At 45.6% G+C, this 19,926-nt stretch carries 25 protein-coding genes and 1 pseudogene; 7 read left to right on the forward strand and 19 right to left on the reverse strand.

Annotated elements, in window-relative coordinates; genetic code table 11:
* Window positions 1–4: 4 nt before the first annotated feature.
* Both ACWYVB_RS17825 and ACWYVB_RS17830 read left to right on the forward strand, forming a co-directional pair.
* A complete protein-coding gene (locus ACWYVB_RS17825) occupies window positions 5–499 on the forward strand; it encodes a DUF3299 domain-containing protein (RefSeq protein WP_005392348.1) in 495 nt (164 codons plus the stop codon).
* A 322-nt stretch (window positions 500–821) separates the two neighbouring features.
* A complete protein-coding gene (locus tag ACWYVB_RS17830) occupies window positions 822–1,727 on the forward strand; it encodes a TIGR03899 family protein (protein WP_005392349.1) in 906 nt (301 codons plus the stop codon).
* Between the two features lie 89 nt (window positions 1,728–1,816).
* Here the strand turns inward: ACWYVB_RS17830 and cysC are convergent, their stop codons facing one another.
* The 5 genes from cysC to cobA form a co-directional block, all read right to left on the reverse strand.
* Window positions 1,817–2,434, reverse strand: a complete 618-nt coding sequence (cysC, locus tag ACWYVB_RS17835) for an adenylyl-sulfate kinase (protein WP_005392350.1) — start codon at window positions 2,432–2,434, stop codon at window positions 1,817–1,819.
* Window positions 2,435–2,458: 24 nt separating this feature from the next.
* Window positions 2,459–4,183 (reverse strand): SLC13 family permease, encoded by a 1,725-nt coding sequence (locus tag ACWYVB_RS17840; RefSeq protein ID WP_005392351.1) that lies wholly within the window; start codon window positions 4,181–4,183, stop codon window positions 2,459–2,461.
* Between the two features lie 251 nt (window positions 4,184–4,434).
* Window positions 4,435–5,865, reverse strand: a complete 1,431-nt coding sequence (cysN, locus tag ACWYVB_RS17845) for a sulfate adenylyltransferase subunit CysN (protein WP_005392352.1) — start codon at window positions 5,863–5,865, stop codon at window positions 4,435–4,437.
* Between the two features lie 18 nt (window positions 5,866–5,883).
* Window positions 5,884–6,792, reverse strand: a complete 909-nt coding sequence (gene cysD / locus ACWYVB_RS17850; RefSeq protein WP_005379592.1) for a sulfate adenylyltransferase subunit CysD — start codon at window positions 6,790–6,792, stop codon at window positions 5,884–5,886.
* A 59-nt stretch (window positions 6,793–6,851) separates the two neighbouring features.
* A complete protein-coding gene (cobA, locus tag ACWYVB_RS17855) occupies window positions 6,852–7,727 on the reverse strand; it encodes a uroporphyrinogen-III C-methyltransferase (protein WP_031780800.1) in 876 nt (291 codons plus the stop codon).
* 276 nt (window positions 7,728–8,003) lie between these two features.
* On the opposite strand from cobA, the pseudogene ACWYVB_RS17860 reads away from it, so the two are divergent.
* Window positions 8,004–8,459, forward strand: a pseudogene (locus ACWYVB_RS17860) (metallophosphoesterase); the annotation flags it as partial.
* A gap of 20 nt (window positions 8,460–8,479) precedes the next feature.
* Window positions 8,480–9,058: a Crp/Fnr family transcriptional regulator gene (locus ACWYVB_RS17865; protein WP_005392358.1), complete on the forward strand. Its 579-nt coding sequence runs from the start codon at window positions 8,480–8,482 to the stop codon at window positions 9,056–9,058.
* Between the two features lie 43 nt (window positions 9,059–9,101).
* On the opposite strand, the gene dbpA is transcribed toward ACWYVB_RS17865, so the two are convergent.
* Entirely contained in the window at window positions 9,102–10,481 is a 1,380-nt protein-coding gene (gene dbpA, locus ACWYVB_RS17870; RefSeq protein ID WP_005392361.1) for an ATP-dependent RNA helicase DbpA, read from the reverse strand.
* 142 nt (window positions 10,482–10,623) lie between these two features.
* On the opposite strand from dbpA, the gene ACWYVB_RS17875 reads away from it, so the two are divergent.
* Complete coding sequence (locus tag ACWYVB_RS17875) at window positions 10,624–11,085, forward strand: GNAT family N-acetyltransferase (RefSeq protein ID WP_031780248.1); 462 nt, start codon at window positions 10,624–10,626, stop codon at window positions 11,083–11,085.
* Between the two features lie 80 nt (window positions 11,086–11,165).
* Here ACWYVB_RS17875 and ACWYVB_RS17880 read toward each other — a convergent pair whose 3' ends face one another.
* On the reverse strand, window positions 11,166–11,762 hold the full coding sequence (locus tag ACWYVB_RS17880) for a LysM-like peptidoglycan-binding domain-containing protein (RefSeq protein ID WP_005392368.1): 597 nt from the start codon (window positions 11,760–11,762) through the stop codon (window positions 11,166–11,168).
* Between the two features lie 232 nt (window positions 11,763–11,994).
* Here ACWYVB_RS17880 and ACWYVB_RS17885 point away from each other — a divergent pair, with 232 nt between their 5' ends.
* Together ACWYVB_RS17885 and ACWYVB_RS17890 are read left to right on the forward strand one after the other, a co-directional pair.
* Window positions 11,995–12,615 (forward strand): FKBP-type peptidyl-prolyl cis-trans isomerase, encoded by a 621-nt coding sequence (locus ACWYVB_RS17885; protein WP_005392370.1) that lies wholly within the window; start codon window positions 11,995–11,997, stop codon window positions 12,613–12,615.
* Window positions 12,616–12,768: 153 nt separating this feature from the next.
* On the forward strand, window positions 12,769–13,248 hold the full coding sequence (locus ACWYVB_RS17890; protein WP_005392373.1) for a DUF2780 domain-containing protein: 480 nt from the start codon (window positions 12,769–12,771) through the stop codon (window positions 13,246–13,248).
* A gap of 135 nt (window positions 13,249–13,383) precedes the next feature.
* Here the strand turns inward: ACWYVB_RS17890 and rplQ are convergent, their stop codons facing one another.
* The 12 genes from rplQ to rplF all read right to left on the reverse strand — a co-directional run bounded on the left by rplQ (window position 13,384) and on the right by rplF (window position 19,915).
* On the reverse strand, window positions 13,384–13,764 hold the full coding sequence (gene rplQ, locus ACWYVB_RS17895) for a 50S ribosomal protein L17 (RefSeq protein WP_005383141.1): 381 nt from the start codon (window positions 13,762–13,764) through the stop codon (window positions 13,384–13,386).
* 26 nt (window positions 13,765–13,790) lie between these two features.
* Window positions 13,791–14,783, reverse strand: a complete 993-nt coding sequence (locus ACWYVB_RS17900) for a DNA-directed RNA polymerase subunit alpha (RefSeq protein WP_005383143.1) — start codon at window positions 14,781–14,783, stop codon at window positions 13,791–13,793.
* A 24-nt stretch (window positions 14,784–14,807) separates the two neighbouring features.
* Window positions 14,808–15,428 (reverse strand): 30S ribosomal protein S4, encoded by a 621-nt coding sequence (rpsD, locus tag ACWYVB_RS17905; protein WP_005383146.1) that lies wholly within the window; start codon window positions 15,426–15,428, stop codon window positions 14,808–14,810.
* A gap of 27 nt (window positions 15,429–15,455) precedes the next feature.
* Window positions 15,456–15,845 carry a 30S ribosomal protein S11 gene (gene rpsK, locus ACWYVB_RS17910; protein ID WP_001118870.1) on the reverse strand — a complete coding sequence of 130 codons (390 nt, stop codon included), beginning with the start codon at window positions 15,843–15,845 and terminating at the stop codon, window positions 15,456–15,458.
* Window positions 15,846–15,863: 18 nt separating this feature from the next.
* Window positions 15,864–16,220, reverse strand: coding sequence for a 30S ribosomal protein S13 (rpsM, locus tag ACWYVB_RS17915; RefSeq protein WP_005383154.1), 357 nt, complete (start codon window positions 16,218–16,220; stop codon window positions 15,864–15,866).
* A 149-nt stretch (window positions 16,221–16,369) separates the two neighbouring features.
* Window positions 16,370–16,483: a 50S ribosomal protein L36 gene (rpmJ, locus tag ACWYVB_RS17920; RefSeq protein WP_000868186.1), complete on the reverse strand. Its 114-nt coding sequence runs from the start codon at window positions 16,481–16,483 to the stop codon at window positions 16,370–16,372.
* Between the two features lie 38 nt (window positions 16,484–16,521).
* Complete coding sequence (gene secY / locus ACWYVB_RS17925; RefSeq protein ID WP_005379562.1) at window positions 16,522–17,856, reverse strand: preprotein translocase subunit SecY; 1,335 nt, start codon at window positions 17,854–17,856, stop codon at window positions 16,522–16,524.
* A gap of 20 nt (window positions 17,857–17,876) precedes the next feature.
* Window positions 17,877–18,311 carry a 50S ribosomal protein L15 gene (gene rplO, locus ACWYVB_RS17930; RefSeq protein WP_005383155.1) on the reverse strand — a complete coding sequence of 145 codons (435 nt, stop codon included), beginning with the start codon at window positions 18,309–18,311 and terminating at the stop codon, window positions 17,877–17,879.
* 5 nt (window positions 18,312–18,316) lie between these two features.
* The gene (gene rpmD, locus ACWYVB_RS17935; RefSeq protein ID WP_005379565.1) at window positions 18,317–18,493 is read right to left on the reverse strand and encodes a 50S ribosomal protein L30; all 177 of its coding nucleotides are present in this window, start codon (window positions 18,491–18,493) and stop codon (window positions 18,317–18,319) included.
* A gap of 7 nt (window positions 18,494–18,500) precedes the next feature.
* Window positions 18,501–19,004 (reverse strand): 30S ribosomal protein S5, encoded by a 504-nt coding sequence (rpsE, locus tag ACWYVB_RS17940; RefSeq protein WP_004745894.1) that lies wholly within the window; start codon window positions 19,002–19,004, stop codon window positions 18,501–18,503.
* Window positions 19,005–19,018: 14 nt separating this feature from the next.
* Complete coding sequence (gene rplR, locus ACWYVB_RS17945) at window positions 19,019–19,372, reverse strand: 50S ribosomal protein L18 (RefSeq protein ID WP_005379568.1); 354 nt, start codon at window positions 19,370–19,372, stop codon at window positions 19,019–19,021.
* A 9-nt stretch (window positions 19,373–19,381) separates the two neighbouring features.
* Complete coding sequence (gene rplF, locus ACWYVB_RS17950; protein ID WP_005392377.1) at window positions 19,382–19,915, reverse strand: 50S ribosomal protein L6; 534 nt, start codon at window positions 19,913–19,915, stop codon at window positions 19,382–19,384.
* Window positions 19,916–19,926 lie beyond the last annotated feature (11 nt).

Here is a 19,926-nt window from a genome sequence, read left to right on the forward strand (position 1 = left end):
TAAAATGTGGAGAAAAATACTCGCAAGTTGCTTGCTGATCGTCTCATTTATAGCACCAGTACTCGCAAGCGAGGAGCCATTAACGCTCGACTGGATTGATCTAGTACCTGAGAAAGAACGCAAACTGTTCGACAGCGTGGGCATGCCAGCTTCTGATCACAGTGGCGGCGCAGCGCAACAGTCTAAAATTGGTAACGTTCGACCAGAGCTAAATGGAAGCCAAGTTAAAATCCCGGGCTTTGTTATCCCGCTTGAAGGTGACGCGAATACCGTCACCGAGTTTTTGTTGGTGCCATACTTTGGAGCTTGTATCCACGTTCCACCACCTCCACCAAACCAAATCATTTACGTGAAGTTTCCCAAAGGCGCATCCGTTCAAGAACTGTGGGATGTCATATATGTGGTTGGGGAGTTGAAAACCGAGACGATAAGCCACGAGCTGGCTGAAACGGCTTACGTTATTGAGGGATCGAAAATAGAAGCCTACGACGATATGTAGTTTAAGTCGTTGACATGCATCGGTACACCTAAGGCGTCACATCGGCGCCTTTTTTAGTTCTGTGTTACACGATATAACGAGACAAATACGCTAATACGCCAACATAAATAACCAAAATAAACGCTATCGACAGGTGCTTTTTTAATTTACCTGCTTCTGAGAACTTCATTGCCCCTCCAAAATAACGATAACAATTTTAACAACTCATTATCATTTTGGATAGCCCTATTCGTTCAAAAACTGAGAACTCCTATCTGGTCGCCTGGTTAGATAAGGTGTAAATTTAAACAAGCGAACAGCGCAGTTCTTGGTAGGAAAATTAATGGCAGAACCGACAAAGCAACCTGTTGTCATCGAACATCAGTCAAACGCACAAAAAAATACGCAACAAGAAAAGAAGCAGGGTTACATCAAAGACAGTGCCAGCAAGGTAAAAACCATTGCCCAAATACACGGTCTTGATGCCTTACTGCAAACCGATCCACCAGCCAAATCCGCGCTTGAAAGAGCCCAACTGCGTGAACAGAGACGCCAAGAGCAGCGACAAAAAAACCTAGAGCAGATTTTAAAGCTAGCACACAGTTCATGCCGAGATGAAACTGCCGGAGAGCCCGACCAAGACTGGTTGTATCGTTTTTTTGAAATGGCTCAAGACATCCATAACAGCGTGATGCAAAAGTTATGGGCTCAAGTGATGAAGCGTGAAGTGACAAACCCAGGCTCGACGTCTATGAAAGCGCTCAAAGTCCTCAAAGATATGTCACCAAAAGAAGCACAAACTCTGCAAAGAGCCGCCTCTCTGGCGTGCAGTTTTGGAGGGGATCACAGTCGCAAGCTGTTAATTGGTTATAAAGCGCAAGGAGGAATATTTAGCTTCGGCAAACGAGACATCGCCAACAGCTTAAACATGGGAAGTTTTCAGCTGCCCTATTCAAGTTTGTTGCTGTTGATTGAACTAGGGTTACTGCATAGTACCGAGCTTGAATCTGGCGAAATTGGTATCGAGACGCCATTGATCCTCACCTACCAAGGTAAAAACTTGTCGCTGAACGTGAACAGCAAAGGCGTCCGCCTTTTATATTACCGCTTCACGCCAACAGGCAATGAGCTCTGTACCTTGCTCGGTAACAAACCACATGCCGACTACTACGACCAAATGCTTGCGCTTTTAAATCATAGATTTAGTGTCCATAGTGACGCTAAAAGTACGGTTCATCATACCGTGTAGGCAGTTCGAGAAGCATTTGACTACCCATGATCTAAATGCTTCTTAAGCCGTTCAAAGAGCTTGAGGTCACCAATGATCCAAATGCTTATTTATCGGATCACTGCACGCGACTTAAGCGCTTCCAAGCACAAGTCCACCAGCTCATCGACGCTTTTTTCGCCCGCTGGTAAATCGACTTCCGGATTCTTCGGTGCTTGATATTCAGAATCAATACCAGTGAAGTTAGGAATTTCTCCCGCACGTGCTTTGCGGTACAAACCTTTAGGATCGCGACCTTCGCAGACTTCTAGAGATGCATTGACGAACACTTCGATAAACTCACCTTCTGGCAATAAGTCGCGCACTAGCTGTCGCTCTGCGCGATGCGGTGAAATGAACGCCGACAACACAATTAAGCCGGCATCCGCCATCAGTTTAGCCAGTTCACCAATACGACGAATATTCTCGCGACGATCCTGTTCAGAAAAGCCCAAATCACTACACAGGCCATGTCGCACATTGTCACCATCCAATAAATAAGTGTGGTAACCCAATGCTGCAAGGCGATTTTCCAACGCCCCCGCTACGGTTGATTTACCCGCTCCAGATAAGCCAGTAAACCACAATACGGCAGGTTTTTGCTTCTTTAATTCAGCACGAAACTGTTTATCGACCGAATGCTGGTGCCAAACAATGTTTTCATCTTTTACCGTCGTTTCGGCAGTCATAACGTATCCTTGTAAATATCGGAATTAAAACGGGAAGAAGACCGGAATCAAAGTAAGTACTAATACAGAGTACACAATCGAAATCGGCACACCAATTCTCACATAGTCGGTCAATTTATAATTTCCTACGCTGTACACCAGTAAGTTGGTTTGATAACCGTAGGGAGAAATAAAGCTCGCACTGGCGCCAAACAAGACCGCCATAATGAATGGCATCGGATCAACGCCATAACCGACCGCCATGCTATAGCCAATAGGAAAAGAAAGCGCAGCCGCGGCATTATTCGTCACCAGTTCAGTAAGAACTAATGTCATGATGTAAGTTGCGACCAAGGCTCCAAACACGCCCCAGCCATTGAACGCTTCAATAAACATCGCTCCCATTCTCTCTGACAAGCCGGAAGAGATCATCAATTGAGCGATGGACAAAGCAGAGCCGACAATCACAACGATATCAATTGGGAAACGGCGGCGCAGTTCTGAAATCTGTACAATGCCAAACGCGATAAGTGCGATAAGATACGCGGCAAGGCCTTTAATAATCGGTACTAGCTCTAATAGCGCACACCCAATTACGGCAGCAAAACCCAGTAGCACGATGGAGGATTTATTCGTATCAAGCCGAGCGCTAGAGTCCAAATCATGCACTAAAACAAACTCTTTACGATGAGCTCGGCGCTCCGATTCAAAACGCTTGCCCGGAACCAGAACTAACGTGTCACCTGGCGCTAAGGTAATGCTACCCAAACCGCCCTCTAGGCGCTCATGGCCACGACGAATAGCGACAACAACGGCATCAAAGCGGTCACGGAATCGACTCTCTTTAAGTGTTTTATAGCAAAACGTCGCGGATGAGCTCACCACAACTTCAATAAAATTTTGCCCATTCAAGTGCTGCTGACCAAAAAGCTTGAGGCCCGGAATTTCTTGCAGGGTCGCGACGCTCTCAACATCACCACAAAACAACAAACGGTCTTTCGCATTGAGTACAAAATCCGGTCCTACAGAGGAAACCGTCACGCCATCTCGTACAACCTCCGCAAGAAACAGTTTGCGCAGCGCACGTAAATTATTCTCGCTGACCGTGCGCCCAACTAACGGTGAACCAGGCTCTACGCGAGACTCGAGAAAGTACGGTAAATCTTCTTGGCTTTGATCATCGTAGTTCGGCAGTAAGTAACTGAGCGGGATAAGAATCAGCATTCCTCCCACCAACACCGCCAAGCCAATCATCGTGGGTGTAAAAAAGCTCAGGCTCGGCAAACCGGCATCTTCTACAAAGCTGTTGATGATTAAGTTGGTCGACGTACCTATCAAAGTTAACGTGCCACCAAAAATGGCCGCGTAAGACAGCGGGATGAGTAATTTCGAAGGCGCATGCTGCTGATTACGCTTAATCGCTCCAATCAATGAGACAACCACTGCAGTATTATTCGTGAATGAAGAGAGCAAGGCCGTTGATACACCGAGCTTAGCAATCACGCTGCCTAACTGGCCTTCAGAAATACTACGGCTCACCCAACTGATTAGTAACGTTTTTTCTAGAGCACAGGATGCAAGAATCAATAGAACCAGGGTTAACAATGAAGAGTTGGTAAAATTGGATGCGATAGTGGCTGAATCCATCATCCCAGCCATGAATGCAATAAAAGCGGCACCCGCAAAGACGTAACTAGGCTTAATTTTCGTGACAAGCAAGCAAGTGATAATGCCAAGCAAAATCGCTAACACAAACCCTTGTTCCCACATAGCCTTTCCTTACCAAATAGCCCCAACGGGCACAACAACGACTCATTTATCCATGAAACACCGACAAACGAGTAAACAGACAAAAATCAGCGCAAGCGAAAAGAACATCAGAATGCTCGGTTTTCTTGGGCTCCACCGAAGCATTCTGGTATTAGGAGAATACCTAACGACATTTCGCAATTCAGTTAGGTAGCGACGCCCCAAGTACAACAGCAGACAGTGTCTGAAATTATCGTACTTGGGTAAGCCAGTTACTTTTTCAGAAACTGGCTGACGTCTTTTGCTTCCCAGTGTGGGAAGTGTTTACGGACAAGCGCATTAAGCTCAACTTCAAACGCAGAGATGTCCGTCAAATCGCGCTCAACCACGGCGAGGCTCTCTTTAACCATGCCGGCACCAACCGTCACGTTTGTCAGACGATCGATAATGATAAAGCCACCGGTATCTGCACAGTCTTGATAATTGTCCAGCGCGACTGACTCATTAAGAGACCATTCACACAAACCAATACCATTCAATGGCAGCTCTGCCGAGCTATGAGTCGAGAGATTATTAATGTCATATTGATGACGAATCGCTTCAACATGACCTACGGTTTTCTTACCTGCGATTTTGATGTCATAGTCACGACCCGGTTGCAGGGGTTGCTCTGTCATCCACACCACATCGGCAAGCAAATGGTTTGTGGTTTCCACTTGAGCATTATCTAGAACAATCAAATCGCCACGGCTAATATCGATCTCATCGCTTAGCGTCAGAGTGACAGCTAATCCGGCACGAGCTTCTTCGATATCACCATCAAAGGTCACAATACGTGCCACTGTTGACGTTTTACCCGATGGCAATGCTTTAATGGCATCACCGACTTTGATCGAACCAGAAGAAATGGTCCCCGCAAAACCACGGAAATCGAGGTTAGGACGATTAACGTATTGCACAGGGAAGCGGAATTCACCCGCGCCTTTTTCTTGATCCACATCGACCGTTTCAAGAAGCTCAAGCAATGATGGGCCTTTAAACCAGCTTAGGTTTTGCCCTTTATCCACCACATTGTCACCTTCAAGCGCCGAAATCGGGATGATTTGAATATCAATATCCCCTGTCAGATTCTCAGAGAACTTCAAATACTCGTCGCGGATCTCTTCAAAGCGCTCTTGGGAGTAATCCACTAAGTCCATCTTGTTGATCGCCACAACAAAGTGCTTCAAACCCAGTAGGTTGGAAATAAAAGAGTGACGACGAGTTTGATCAAGAATGCCTTTACGTGCGTCGACTAAGATCACCGCTAAGTCACACGTCGATGCGCCTGTTGCCATATTACGCGTGTACTGCTCGTGCCCAGGAGTATCGGCGATGATGAATTTACGTTTCTGCGTCGAGAAATAGCGGTAAGCCACATCAATCGTGATCCCCTGCTCGCGCTCAGCTTGTAAGCCATCTACCAACAACGCAAGGTCAGGCTTTTCACCCGTGGTGCCCACACGTTGGCTGTCTGAGTGCACTGCCGCTAGCTGATCTTCATAAATTTGTTTTGAGTCATGGAGTAAGCGACCGATTAGTGTACTTTTACCGTCATCTACCGAGCCACAAGTCAAGAATCTAAGTAACGACTTGTACTGGTGTTGTGTTAAATAGCCTTCGATACCAAGCTCGGCTAATTGAGCTTCAACTGCACTGTTCATTATCTTTCCTTAGATCCTTTAGAAGTAACCTTGACGTTTCTTAAGCTCCATCGATCCTGACTGATCGTGGTCGATCGCTCGACCTTGGCGCTCACTCGACGTTGCCACCAGCATCTCTTCGATAATGCCGGTCAAAGTGTTCGCTTCAGACTCGATAGCCCCAGTTAATGGATAACAACCAAGAGTACGGAAACGCACACTCTTCTCTTCGATCACTTCACCCGGTTGAAGCTCCATACGATCATCATCAACCATGATTAGCATGCCGTCGCGTTCAACAACTGGACGTTTGTCAGCGAGATAAAGCGGTACGATCTCGATGTTTTCTAAATAGATGTATTGCCAGATATCAAGCTCCGTCCAGTTCGAAAGTGGGAATACACGAATGCTCTCCCCTTTATTGACCTGACCGTTGTACGTCTTCCACAGCTCTGGACGTTGATTTTTAGGGTCCCAGGTATGGTTCTTGTCACGGAACGAATACACTCGTTCTTTTGCGCGTGATTTTTCTTCATCACGACGAGCGCCACCAAAAGCAGCATCGAAGCCATATTTGTTTAGCGCCTGCTTAAGACCTTGCGTTTTCATGATGTCCGTATGCTTTGACGAGCCATGAACAAACGGACTGCAGCCCATTGCTAGACCTTCTGGGTTCTTATGTACCAAAAGCTCAAAGCCGTATTTGGCAGCGGTGCGATCGCGAAACTCAATCATCTCGCGGAATTTCCAGTCGGTATCGACATGCAAAAGTGGGAATGGAATTTTGCCCGGGTAAAACGCTTTACGCGCTAGGTGCAGCATCACTGATGAGTCTTTACCAATCGAGTACATCATGACTGGGTTATCAAACTCAGCCGCAACTTCGCGGATAATATGGATACTCTCCGCTTCGAGTTGTTTAAGGTGAGTTAAACGTTGTTGGTCCATGTTTTGTATTTCCTTTTTAAGCTTGAAGGCGCATTACGTCTCTAATCTTTGGTCTGAAATTATATGGAGTTGGCAATAGCACTTTTGTTGAATTCAGTACTAGACAAAAACCAGTCTAACTTTTGAGACAATCGCACTACCTCTCCGACAACAATCAAAGATGGCGATTGAGCTTCCTTCGATAAATCAGAGAGTTGGGAGAGCTCTCCCGTAAATACTTTTTGTTGAATCTGCGTGCCACGCTCAATAATGGCAATCGGAGTCGACGCTGAACGACCATGCTTAATGAGTTGATTCTGAATATAGTGTGATTTCATCAGCCCCATGTAGATCACTAAAGTCTGATTCCCACGCGCCAACGTGGACCAATCCATCTCATCACTTTCTTCTTTCAAGTGGCCAGTCACAAAGATGGCCGATTGCGCATAATCACGATGAGTCAGTGGAATACCAGCATAAGCGGTTGCGCCAGCTGCTGCGGTAATGCCAGGGACAACTTGAAAACGAACGCCAGCATCAGCAAGCACTTCTAACTCTTCACCACCACGACCAAATACAAACGGATCACCACCTTTAATGCGCACTACTTTGTAGCCCTGCTTGGCAAAATCCACCAAAAGCTGATTCGTCTTCTCCTGCGGCACACTGTGATGCCCAGCTCGTTTCCCAACGCACACTAAAATCGTATCGCTAGGGATCAAGGCCATGATTTCTTCAGACACCAAGTAGTCGTACAAAACCACATCGGCTTGCTGCAAACAGTTCAGTGCTTTCACTGTCAAAAGTTCAGGATCACCCGGCCCCGCCCCCACTAAGGCGACCTCACCAGGCTGTAGCGATTGCTTTGCAAAACGAGTAACACCAGCTACTGGGTTATCAGAAACTAACCGGGGCTTTGGTTTAGGAAAAGAAGTGACTGAATCGTTCGTTGCCATGTGCTTGCTCATCGTCCATTGATATCATTATGCAAGCATTATGGCGGGGCGTTTATATTACCTGAAATTCTAAAATTTCATTTTTTATTCAAAAATCTGCTAAGAAGTTTTTGTTTGGTCTCATTCAAAAGAGTGAAAAAGTCGGCGGTTAATATGAATAAGGTTCAGTAAACTGATTTCTGTTCACAGTTTTCTGTATCTTTATCATTAAGTTGCACCAGCGTTTGATACATTACGCGATACAATTCCCCCCTTCCCATTGAATTGGAGCACCAAATGAAAGTGGCAGTTCATCCTATTTCCCTCGCAGTATTAAGTGGCATGCTAACGCTTGCTGGCCCAGTAATGGCCGATACCATCAAGCTTCGTATTATCGAAACCACCGACATTCACACCAACGTGATGGATTACGATTACTACAAAGACCAACCATCACAGCAAATCGGTTTAAGTCGCGCAGCGACCATAGTGAAGCAGGCAAAGTCCGAGGCAGAAAACACGGTATTAGTAGATAATGGCGATTTAATTCAGGGCAGCCCAATGGGTGATTACATGGCGGCGAAAGGGATTAACGCTGGCGATGTGCACCCAGTCTACAAGGCTATGAACCAACTAGACTACGATGTGGGCAACATTGGCAATCATGAGTTCAACTATGGCTTAGATTTTCTACAAAAGACGTTGGCGGGCGCTAACTTCCCTTACATCAACGCAAACGTATTTGATAAAGAAAACCGTTTCTGAGTTATCACATGCACAGCGATCTTTTTTCAGACTTAGTCAATCATGGCTTCTTAGACACAGAAGCAAACCAACTTATCAAAAATGGTGAGTTACTCGAACTGCCTACGCGCCACATTCTTAACCACCAAGGAGAGTTTAGCTCGCACCTTTACTTCATTATTGAAGGGTTATGCCATGCAAGCTATCTCACTGAGCAGGGCAAAGAGTTCAGTAAAGAATTTTATTGGGAGAAAGACTGGGTTATCGGCTTTGAGAGCATAATTAAGAACCAACCTTCGCCTTACTTATTGGAAACGCTGAGCGCTTGTCAGCTATTTTGCTTACCAATTGAAACGTTGCATCAATGGCGAGCAGAAAAACACGCCATTTACTTAAAGCTACTCGAAAACCAACTGGTTAATAAAGAGAACAAAGAACGCTTTATGCTGCTCTACTCGCCAGAGGAACGATACCAATTGTTTTGCGCCCATTACCCAGACTTAAAGCTACGTATTACCGATAGCCAAATAGCTGCTTATCTTGGGATCACGCCTATCAGTTTGAGTCGAATTAAAGCGCGCTTAACTAAAGATCACACATCCAAGTAAACTCGAAAAAGAAAAGGCCCTTCAAACGAAGAGCCTTTCTATGCTATTTAAGAAGCCGCGCCCGGAACTGGCGCCCTTTCATCTTGCCGTTACTAATGGTCTGTAGAGCCTTTTTAGCCACAGACTTTTCGACGGCAACATAAGCGCGCACAGGGAATAGGTGAATCTTGCCAACTTGAGAGCCTGGGATACCATTTTTCCCCGTCAGACACCCTAAGATATCACCCGGTCGTACTTTCTGTTTCTTACCGCCATCAATGTTAATCGTCACCATCTTCGCTTGGTATGGCTGCTGATTTGATTTGGCAGGCAATGTTGCTGGTACCACGTCCATATCCAAGTATTCTTCAATACGAGCTACACGCAAACCGTCTTTCTCTCCAAAGAAGCTGAACGCCAAGCCCTTACTACCCGCACGGCCTGTACGACCGATACGGTGTACATGAACCTCAGGATCGCGCGATAGCTCAAAGTTAAAGACTGCATCAAGGTTATCTACGTCCAAACCACGCGCCGCGACGTCTGTTGCGACAAGGATAGAAACACTCTTGTTAGCAAACTGCACCAATGCTTGATCGCGTTCACGCTGTTCTAAGTCCCCATGGATATCGATAACGCTGAACCCTTTGCGATGCAACTCATCTGCGACACTTTGCACTTCTTTTTTGGTATTACAAAAAACCACAGCGGACTCTGGTTGGTGAGTCAGCAGCAAATTCGCCAATGCTTCATCACGTGCTTCCGAGCCTTCAACTTTATAGAAGTACTGCGCAATACTTGAGGTATCGTGCGTCGATTCCACCTTAATGACTTCAGGCGTCTGCATAATACGCTGCGCAATTTGCTCAATTTTCTCTGGGAAAGTAGCACTGAAAAGTAGAGTTTGACGCTGCTTTGGCGCTGCATCAATAATCGCATCTAATGCGTCTTGGAAACCCATGTCCAACATGCGATCAGCTTCATCCAACACCAAGGTATTCAGCTCGCTAAGGTTAATTCGGCCTTTCTCAAGGTGATCCAAAATACGGCCAGGTGTGCCGACTAGGATGTGCGCGCCATGCTCCAGAGAACCAATTTGTGGCCCCATTGGCATCCCACCGCAGAGAGTTAGCACTTTAATATTATGAATGCCACGACCTAAAGTACGAATTTCCTTCGCGACTTGATCCGCAAGCTCACGAGTTGGACACAATACTAATGACTGGACACGAAAGCGTTTGACGTTAAGGTTCGATAAAACACCCAAACCAAATGCAGCGGTTTTACCTGAGCCCGTTTTACCCTGCCCGATGACATCACGATGTTTTAGGATTGCAGGCAAACTCAAAGCTTGAATTGGCGTCATGTGGGTGTAGTTCAGGGAATCAAGTGTGGCGAGTAACGCTGGGTTTAGCCCGACTTGATCAAAAGTTTGTTTGCTCACGGGAATATCCTCAGGTGAGATGAAAAGAGGGCACATTATCACCAGATTTGGTGGGAAAACCAGTGATAATTAACCTTTGTTAATGAGTATGAGTACAAAACAAAGTAAAGTCAGTCACTCTACTCTCATGACGGATGACAACATGCTCACTTGGATTACTTTGCCCTTTGCTCAACTGACAACCACACAATTGTATACAATGATGAAATTACGTGTGGATGTATTCGTCGTTGAACAAACCTGCCCTTATCCTGAACTGGATGGCAAAGACACATTGGAAGGTGTTTATCATCTAATAGGTTACCACGGTGATGAACTTGTTGCTTGCGCACGATTGCTACCCGCTGGCACGACGTATGACAATGTGAGCATTGGTCGAGTCGTCACCAAACAAACTGCGCGTGGTGATGGTCTGGGACATAAGTTGCTGGAAGAGGCATTAACACAGTGTGAAATATTGTGGCCAGGACAGACGATTGATATAGGAGCTCAAGAGCATCTCATCCAGTTTTATGCGAGTCATGGATTCAAAGTTATTTCTGATCGCTACCTAGAGGATGGTATTCCTCATGTGGATATGCGAAAAGAAGCCGTAGCGATATAACGCGTTCATTGCTAGGTTACTAATTTATAGATAAACTAAAAAGACGCGATACCTTCGCGTCTTTAGTTCATTTGAAGCATCTACTTGTTGCGCCCAAAGGTCCCATCCGATAAGCGGAAAAACATGACGGACCGCCCGCTTTTTTCTAGTTGCAGCATATCCAACTCGCCTTCATCGCTAAGCTTAAAGCGAATCAATTGTCCTTGTTTAATTTGGCTCAGCGGCTTATCACTGCCTTCGATTTTTACTAGAGCGCTAAGATCCGCCATCGAGAGCTGATTACTTCTGAAAACCTGCGCTAACGTGTCGCCATTTTTAACCGTGTACTCTTTCCAGTCTTCGGATTTCGGCCCAGAATTCAGAGAGGTTCTTTGCTGGCTTAAACTCTGTGCATTCAGCTGAATCGCTACGCGCTGATGATCGACCTCAGCTTGCTCAACTGATTGTTCTGTTTTATTCGGCAAAGGAATAACAAGGAGTACCAGAATCAATGGTACTAAAACCATCAAAGCTCGTTGATGGAATTTCGGTAGGCGCAGCCAAAACTGCTTAACAGGCTGTATACGCTCCAACCATTGCTCTTTGTTGAACGGCTGCTTCCAGTCGATAGCAGCGAATTTTTGTTTAACCAATTCGACATAGTCGACTTGCTGCTTTTTCTTTCTGCGACGATTCATTTTAATGAGTCCCTTAATACTTCTACTGCCAGTATAAAAATACCGACGCGGAGAGTATATGTTTTTCACTAAACTAAAATGGAATTTGGATTAAATTAGCAGAAATTTCACTTGGAGTAAGAGATAAGTCACACCCTGGCCGCCTCAATTAAGCATTCAGTCGCAATCATTTAAACCTAAGCTCGAAACTGATATCCTGTTGCCTTTATCACTCCTAACAAGAGCGACATTCATGTCTGAAATTAAATTTGAAACTGCAGAACAAAAAGCAAGCTACGGCATTGGTCTGCAAATGGGTCAGCAACTTGCAGGTTCTGGTCTTGAAGGTCTTAGCGTTGATGCTATCGCAGCGGGTATTGCAACAGCACTAACTGGTGACATGCCATCAATCGAAATTGATGAAATCAACAAAGCACTCCAAGAACTTCACACTCGTGCAGAAACCGCTCGCCAAGAAGCAGCGAAAATTGCAGCAGCAGAAGGCGAAGCGTTCCTAAAAGACAACGCACTACGCCCTGAAGTTAACGTTCTAGACTCTGGCCTTCAGTACGAAATCATTTCTGAAGGTACTGGTGCAGTTCCAACAGCAGAAAGCTCAGTTCGCGTTCACTACCACGGTGAGCTAACTGACGGTACTGTATTCGATAGCTCTGTATCTCGCGGTCAACCAGCTGAATTCCCTGTTACAGGCGTAATCAAAGGCTGGGTAGAAGCACTACAACTAATGCCTGTTGGTTCTAAGTGGAAACTATACGTACCACAAGACCTTGCGTACGGTGAGCGTGGCGCTGGTGCAGCTATCCCTCCATTTGCAGCACTAGTTTTCGAAGTAGAACTACTAGATATTCTTTAATTGAAACCATTTTCAATTATGATTAAATAAAACGGCGCATTAGCGCCGTTTTTTTGTCTAAACTGAATAGACTTTCTCACCTCTAAACCTTTCATTTTGATAACCTTTAAAACAATAAAATCACGTTAAAAACGCTCAACCTTTGGAGGTACTATGCGTAAAACACTCCTAACTCTAGCACTCCTATCAATCAACATTGGTAGTGCGCACGCATTCTTAGATTCAGTCACTCAAAAAAGTAAAGAAATTGGCCTGATGGACATGGTCGGCAGCAGCTTGAACACCGAGTCTTCTCCATTAACAGACATGCTAACTAGCCAATTACCAGTATCCACTGAGCAAGCAGCCGGAGGTAGTGGTGCGCTACTCGCTTTGGCTCAAAGCCAGCTTTCGCAAGAAAATAGTAGTGAATTACAGTCTTTGATTCCTGGACTTTCAAACTTGCAAGGAGCACAAAGCTTACTAGGAAATATTGAGAATATCAGTGCAGTAAAAAGTGCATTCGATACGTTAGGTTTAGACCCATCTATGATCAGTCAGTTTGCTCCAGTAATCTTGGATTACTTGAACAAGCAAGGCGCTAGCGAAGGGCTTCTAAGTTCGTTGGGCGGGTTGTGGAATACTAGTAAATAAGCGCAAGTGATAATCACTTTTTAAATTGCCAGTCTGCATGGGTTGAAATAAATGCAGGCTGGATATAAAGGTTTACTGAATTACAGATACAAAAAAGCCGAGCTAATGCTCGGCTTTCTCGTTCTTACGAACTGATTACTCAGCAGCTTCTTCAGCAGCTGGGCGATCTACAAGCTCAATGTAAGCCATTGGAGCTTTATCACCAGCACGGAAGCCAGCTTTTAGGATACGAGTGTAACCGCCCTGACGAGCAGCAAAACGTGGACCTAGTTCGTTAAATAGTTTTGCAACTACTTCGTTGTCACGAGTACGTGCAAATGCTAGACGACGGTTAGCAACACTGTCAGTCTTAGCTAGTGTAATCAAAGGCTCAACTACGCGACGTAGCTCTTTTGCTTTTGGCAAAGTAGTCTTGATAACTTCATGACGTACTAGAGAGCTAGCCATGTTGCTGAACATCGCTTTGCGATGTGAGCTGTTGCGGTTGAGTTGACGACCACTCTTACGATGGCGCATGACCTAATCCTTCTAACTAGTATCGATTAATCTTCAGCGATTGATGCAGGTGGCCAGTTTTCTAGGCGCATGCCCAGAGACAGACCACGTGACGCAAGTACGTCTTTAATCTCAGTAAGAGATTTTTTACCAAGGTTAGGCGTTTTAAGTAGCTCAACCTCAGTACGTTGTACTAGATCACCGATGTAGTGAATCGCTTCTGCTTTCAGACAGTTAGCAGAGCGAACTGTTAGTTCAAGATCGTCTACAGGACGCAGTAGGATCGGATCGAATTCTGGCTTCTCTTCCTTCTCCTCAGGAACTCGTACATCACGAAGATCTACGAATGCATCCAATTGTTCAGCTAGGATTGTAGCTGCACGACGGATTGCTTCCTCAGGTTCTAGAGTACCGTTTGTTTCCATATCGATAACAAGCTTGTCTAGATCAGTACGCTGTTCTACACGAGCTGCTTCTACAGCGTAGGCAATTTTGTCTACTGGGCTGTAAGTAGCATCTACTAGTAGGCGACCGATAGGACGCTCGTCTTCTTCGTTATGGATACGCGCAGAAGCTGGAACATAACCACGACCACGTTCAACTTTGATACGCATTGCGATCTCAGCGTTGTCATCCGTTAGGTGACAAATTACGTGTTCAGGGTTAGCGATCTCTACATCACCATCATGGGTGATGTCACCTGCAACCACAGGGCCCGAGCCTGATTTGTTCAAAGTAATGAACACTTCATCTTTGCCTTCGGCAACGCGCACAGCCAAACCTTTAAGGTTTAGAAGAATTTCAAGAATATCTTCTTGAACGCCTTCTTTCGTGCTGTACTCATGAAGTACGCCTTCAATTTCTACTTCTGTTACAGCACAACCTGGCATAGAAGATAGAAGGATGCGGCGAAGTGCATTACCCAGAGTATGACCAAAGCCACGCTCTAATGGCTCAAGAGTTACTTTTGCGTGAGTCGAGCTGATTTGTTCGATGTCAACTAGACGTGGCTTAAGAAATTCTGTTACAGAACCCTGCATTGTGTCCTCTCTTTAGTTTAAACCTTACTTAGAGTAAAGCTCGACGATCAATTGTTCGTTGATGTCAGCTGATAGATCAGAACGCTCAGGCATACGCTTGAATGTACCTTCCATCTTGCCACCATCTACTTCAATCCAAGTTGGTTTTTCACGTTGTTCAGCAACTTCTAGAGCTGCTTTGATACGAGCTTGCTGTTTAGCTTTCTCGCGAATAGAAACAACGTCATTAGCCGCTACTTTGAAAGAAGGAACGTTTACAACTTTACCGTTTACTAGGATAGCTTTGTGGCTAACTAGCTGACGTGCTTCTGCGCGAGTTGCGCCAAAGCCCATGCGGTAAACTACGTTATCAAGACGACCTTCAAGAAGCTGAAGTAGGTTTTCACCAGTGTTGCCTTTTAGGCGAGCAGCTTCTTTGTAGTAGTTACGGAATTGTTTTTCTAGAACGCCGTACATACGACGTACTTTTTGCTTCTCACGAAGCTGAACGCCATACTCAGATAGACGACCGCGACGAGCGCCGTGTACACCTGGTGCGTTATCAATTTTACACTTGGTATCGATCGCGCGAACACCAGACTTAAGGAATAAGTCAGTGCCTTCACGACGGCTAAGCTTCAGCTTAGGACCCAAATATCTTGCCATGATTCTTCTCCAATTGTCCTAGAAACGTTATACGCGACGTTTCTTAGGTGGACGACAACCGTTATGAGGGATTGGTGTAGCATCAACGATGTTTGTGATGCGGAAACCAGCGGCGTTTAGTGCACGAACAGTAGATTCGCGACCTGGACCAGGACCCTTAACCATAACTTCCAAGTTCTTTAGGCCGTATTCTTTAGCCATTTCAGCACAACGCTCAGCAGCAACCTGTGCAGCGAACGGAGTAGACTTACGAGAACCACGGAAACCAGAACCACCTGCAGTAGCCCATGCAAGAGCGTTACCTTGACGGTCAGTAATGGTTACGATTGTGTTATTGAAAGAAGCATGGATGTGCGCAACGCCATCTGCAACTTGCTTGCGTACGCGCTTACGAGCGCGAGTTGGTTGTTTAGCCATTGTACTCTACCTTCCCGATTATTTCTTGATCGGCTTACGCGGACCCTTACGGGTGCGAGCGTTGGTTTTAGTACGCTGTCCACGTAGTGGTAGACTGCGACGATGACGAAGACCACGGTAACAGCCAAGGTCCATAAGACGCTTGATGTTCATAGATACTTCACGACGTAGATCACCTTCTACAGTGTACTTAGCTACACCATCACGCAGTTGATCGATCTGCTCTTCAGTTAGTTCACTGATCTTAACATTTTCAGCAATACCCACTTCAGCTAGGATAGCTTGAGAGCGAGTTTTACCGATGCCGTAGATCGCTGTTAGAGCGATTACTGCATGTTTCTGATCAGGAATGTTAATGCCTGCTATACGGGCCATTATTCACTCCTAAGTGTTTCTATAAAAGAATTAGCCGCAGCAAAGCCCGTTATGGATACGCTGCGGAATACTACTTCTTTTGCACGCAAAAGGTAGGCCGAGAAATATACTCGACCCAACCTTCATTTTCAAGTAAAAATTTCTGCTAATTAGCCTTGGCGCTGTTTGTGCTTTGGCTCACTGCAAATCACGCGAACGACACCGTTACGCTTGATTACTTTACAGTTACGGCAGATTTTTTTAACGGAAGCACGAACTTTCATTGCTAAACTCCGTAAATGAAACTGAGTCTACCGCCGGATTAACGGCCGTAGCCTTTCAGATTCGCTTTCTTCAACACAGAATCATACTGTTGAGACATCAGATGAGTCTGTACCTGTGCCATAAAGTCCATAATTACAACAACTACGATTAGTAGCGATGTACCGCCGAAGTAGAAACGTACGTTCCACGCGACCATCATGAACTCGGGAATCAGACAGATAAAGGTAATGTACAGTGCACCAGCAAGGGTTAAACGTGTCATTACTTTATCAATGTATTTCGCTGTCTGCTCACCTGGGCGGATACCGGGTACGAATGCACCAGACTTCTTCAAGTTATCTGCTGTTTCACGCGGGTTGAAAACCAACGCCGTGTAGAAGAAACAGAAGAAGATAATTGCTGCTGCATAAAGCATTACATACAACGGTTGACCTGGGCTAAGAGCCAAAGACACGTCAGTTAACCAACCGAACGCGCTGCTCTCACCGTTTTGACCAAACCACTGAGCCAATGTTCCTGGGAACAAGATAATACTTGATGCAAAAATCGCTGGAATTACACCTGCCATGTTAATTTTAAGAGGCAAGTGCGAGCTTTGCGCAGCAAATACTTTACGACCTTGTTGACGTTTCGCATAGTTAACGACGATTCGGCGTTGACCACGTTCCATGAAAACAACGAAGTAAATTACTGCAAAAGCTAATACCGCGATTAGCAACAGAAGAAGTACATGCAATTCACCTTGACGCGCTTGCTCGATTGTTTGACCGATTGCAGAAGGCAATCCAGCAACAATACCTGCAAAAATCAGTATCGAAATACCGTTACCAATTCCGCGCTCTGTAATTTGTTCACCTAACCACATCAAGAACATGGTACCGGTTACTAAACTTACGGTAGCAATTAGCGTAAACATGGTTTGGTTGATAACAACCAGATTGTCGACCATGTTTGGTAGGCCAGTTGCAATACCTATAGCTTGGAAGGTTGCAAGTACAAGCGTGCCGTAGCGTGTGTATTGGCTTATCTTACGACGGCCTGCTTCACCCTCTTTTTTGAGTTCAGCTAACGCTGGATGAACTACAGTTAGCAATTGGACAACAATAGATGCCGAAATATACGGCATGATGCCCAATGCTAATATAGATGCACGCTCAAGAGCACCACCGGAGAACATGTTAAACATTTCAACGATGGTACCTTTTTGCTGTTCGAACAAATCGGCAAGTACAGCAGCGTCAATACCAGGAATCGGCACAAAAGAGCCGGCTCGGAATACTAAAAGTGCACCAATTACGAATAACAAGCGCGACTTTAGTTCACTTAAGCCGCTCTGAGCACTACGAAAATCTTGTCCTGGTTTCTTAGCCATCTGTACCTCGTTCCTCGAGATTATTCCTCGATTTTACCGCCTGCAGCTTCGATTGCAGCTTTAGCGCCTTTAGTCACACGTAGACCTTTCACAGTCACTGCTTTGTTGATTTCACCAGAAAGAACAACTTTTACAAACTCGATGTTCTTAGTGATGATGTTAGCAGCTTTAAGACTGTTTAGATCAACTACGTCACCAGAAACTTTCGCTAGCTCAGCTAGACGAACTTCAGCAGACACTAGGCTCTTACGAGAAGTGAAACCGAATTTTGGTAGACGTTGTTTCAGAGGCATCTGACCGCCTTCGAAACCTGGACGAACACTGCCGCCAGAACGTGATTTTTGACCTTTGTGACCACGGCCACCAGTTTTACCTAGGCCTGAACCGATACCACGACCTACTCGCTTCGCAGAAGTTTTCGCGCCAGCAGCCGGTGCTAGAGTATTCAAACGCATTCTGATTACTCCTCAACTTTAACCATGTAGTAAACCTTGTTGATCATACCGCGAATACACGGAGTATCTTCAAGTTCTACTGTGTGGTTGATTTTACGAAGACCTAGACCGCGCAAAGTAGCTTTGTGCTTTGGCAGACGACCAATTGAGCTTTTAGTTTGAGTTACTTTAATAGTTGCCATGGTGTTCTTACTCCGAAATAGATTCAACAGTTAGACCACGTTTAGCAGCAACCATTTCTGGTGACTTCATGCTACCTAGTGCATCGATCGTTGCACGAACGATGTTGATAGGGTTCGTAGAACCGTACGCTTTAGATAGTACGTTGTGTACACCAGCAACTTCTAGTACTGCACGCATCGCACCACCTGCGATAACACCAGTACCTTCTGCAGCAGGCTGCATGTAAACTTTAGAGCCCGAATGGCGACCTTTCACTGGGTGGTGAAGAGTGCCTTCGTTTAGAGCGATCGTAGTCATGTTACGACGCGCTTTTTCCATTGCTTTTTGAATCGCTGCAGGTACTTCACGAGCTTTGCCGTAACCGAAACCTACACGACCATTACCGTCACCAACTACTGTTAGTGCAGTGAAGCTCATGATTCGACCGCCTTTAACCGTCTTAGATACGCGGTTAACTGCGATTAGCTTTTCTTGCAAATCATTCGCTTGAACTTGTTGTTCTTTAGCCATCTTCCAACCCTACCTTAGAATTTCAGACCAGCTTCGCGAGCAGATTCTGCTAGCGCCGCTACTCGACCGTGGTATTGGAAACCAGAACGATCAAATGCAACTGCAGTTACGCCCTTCTCAAGAGCGCGCTCAGCAATAGCTTTACCCACTGCTTTAGCTGCATCAACGTTACCAGTGTATTTCACTTGCTCACGGATCGCTTTTTCTACAGTAGAAGCTGCTGCGATAACCTCAGAGCCGTTAGCCGCGATAACCTGTGCGTACACGTGACGAGGAGTACGGTGTACAACTAGGCGAGTCGCACCCAGTTCTGCAATCTTACGACGTGCACGTGTAGCACGACGGATGCGAGATGCTTTCTTATCCATAGTGTTACCTTACTTCTTCTTAGCTTCTTTAGTACGCACATTTTCATCTGCGTAACGAACACCTTTGCCTTTGTATGGCTCAGGCTCACGGTAAGAACGAATGTCAGCCGCAACTTGACCAACTAGTTGCTTGTCAGCACCAGTGATCACGATTTCAGTTTGGCTTGGACATTCAGCTTTAATACCCGCTGGCAACTCGTGCTCAACTGGGTGTGAGAAGCCTAGTGTTAGACCTACAGCGTTGCCTTTGATAGCAGCACGGTAACCTACACCTTTAAGAGTTAGCTTCTTAGTAAAGCCTTCAGTAACACCAACAACCATGTTGTTAACTAGAGCGCGAGCAGTACCTGCTTGAGCCCATGCGTTAGCAACACCTTCTTTAGGACCGAAAGTCAGGTTATTTTCTTCCTGAGCGATTACAACTGCATCGTTAAGAACGCGAGTTAGTTCGCCTTTCGCACCTTTTACAGTGATTTCTTGGCCGTTTAGTTTCACCTCTACGCCAGCTGGAATAGCGACAGGTGCTTTTGCAACACGAGACATAGTCTACTCCT

It is taken from the genome of Vibrio sp. JZG10 (assembly GCF_054064075.1).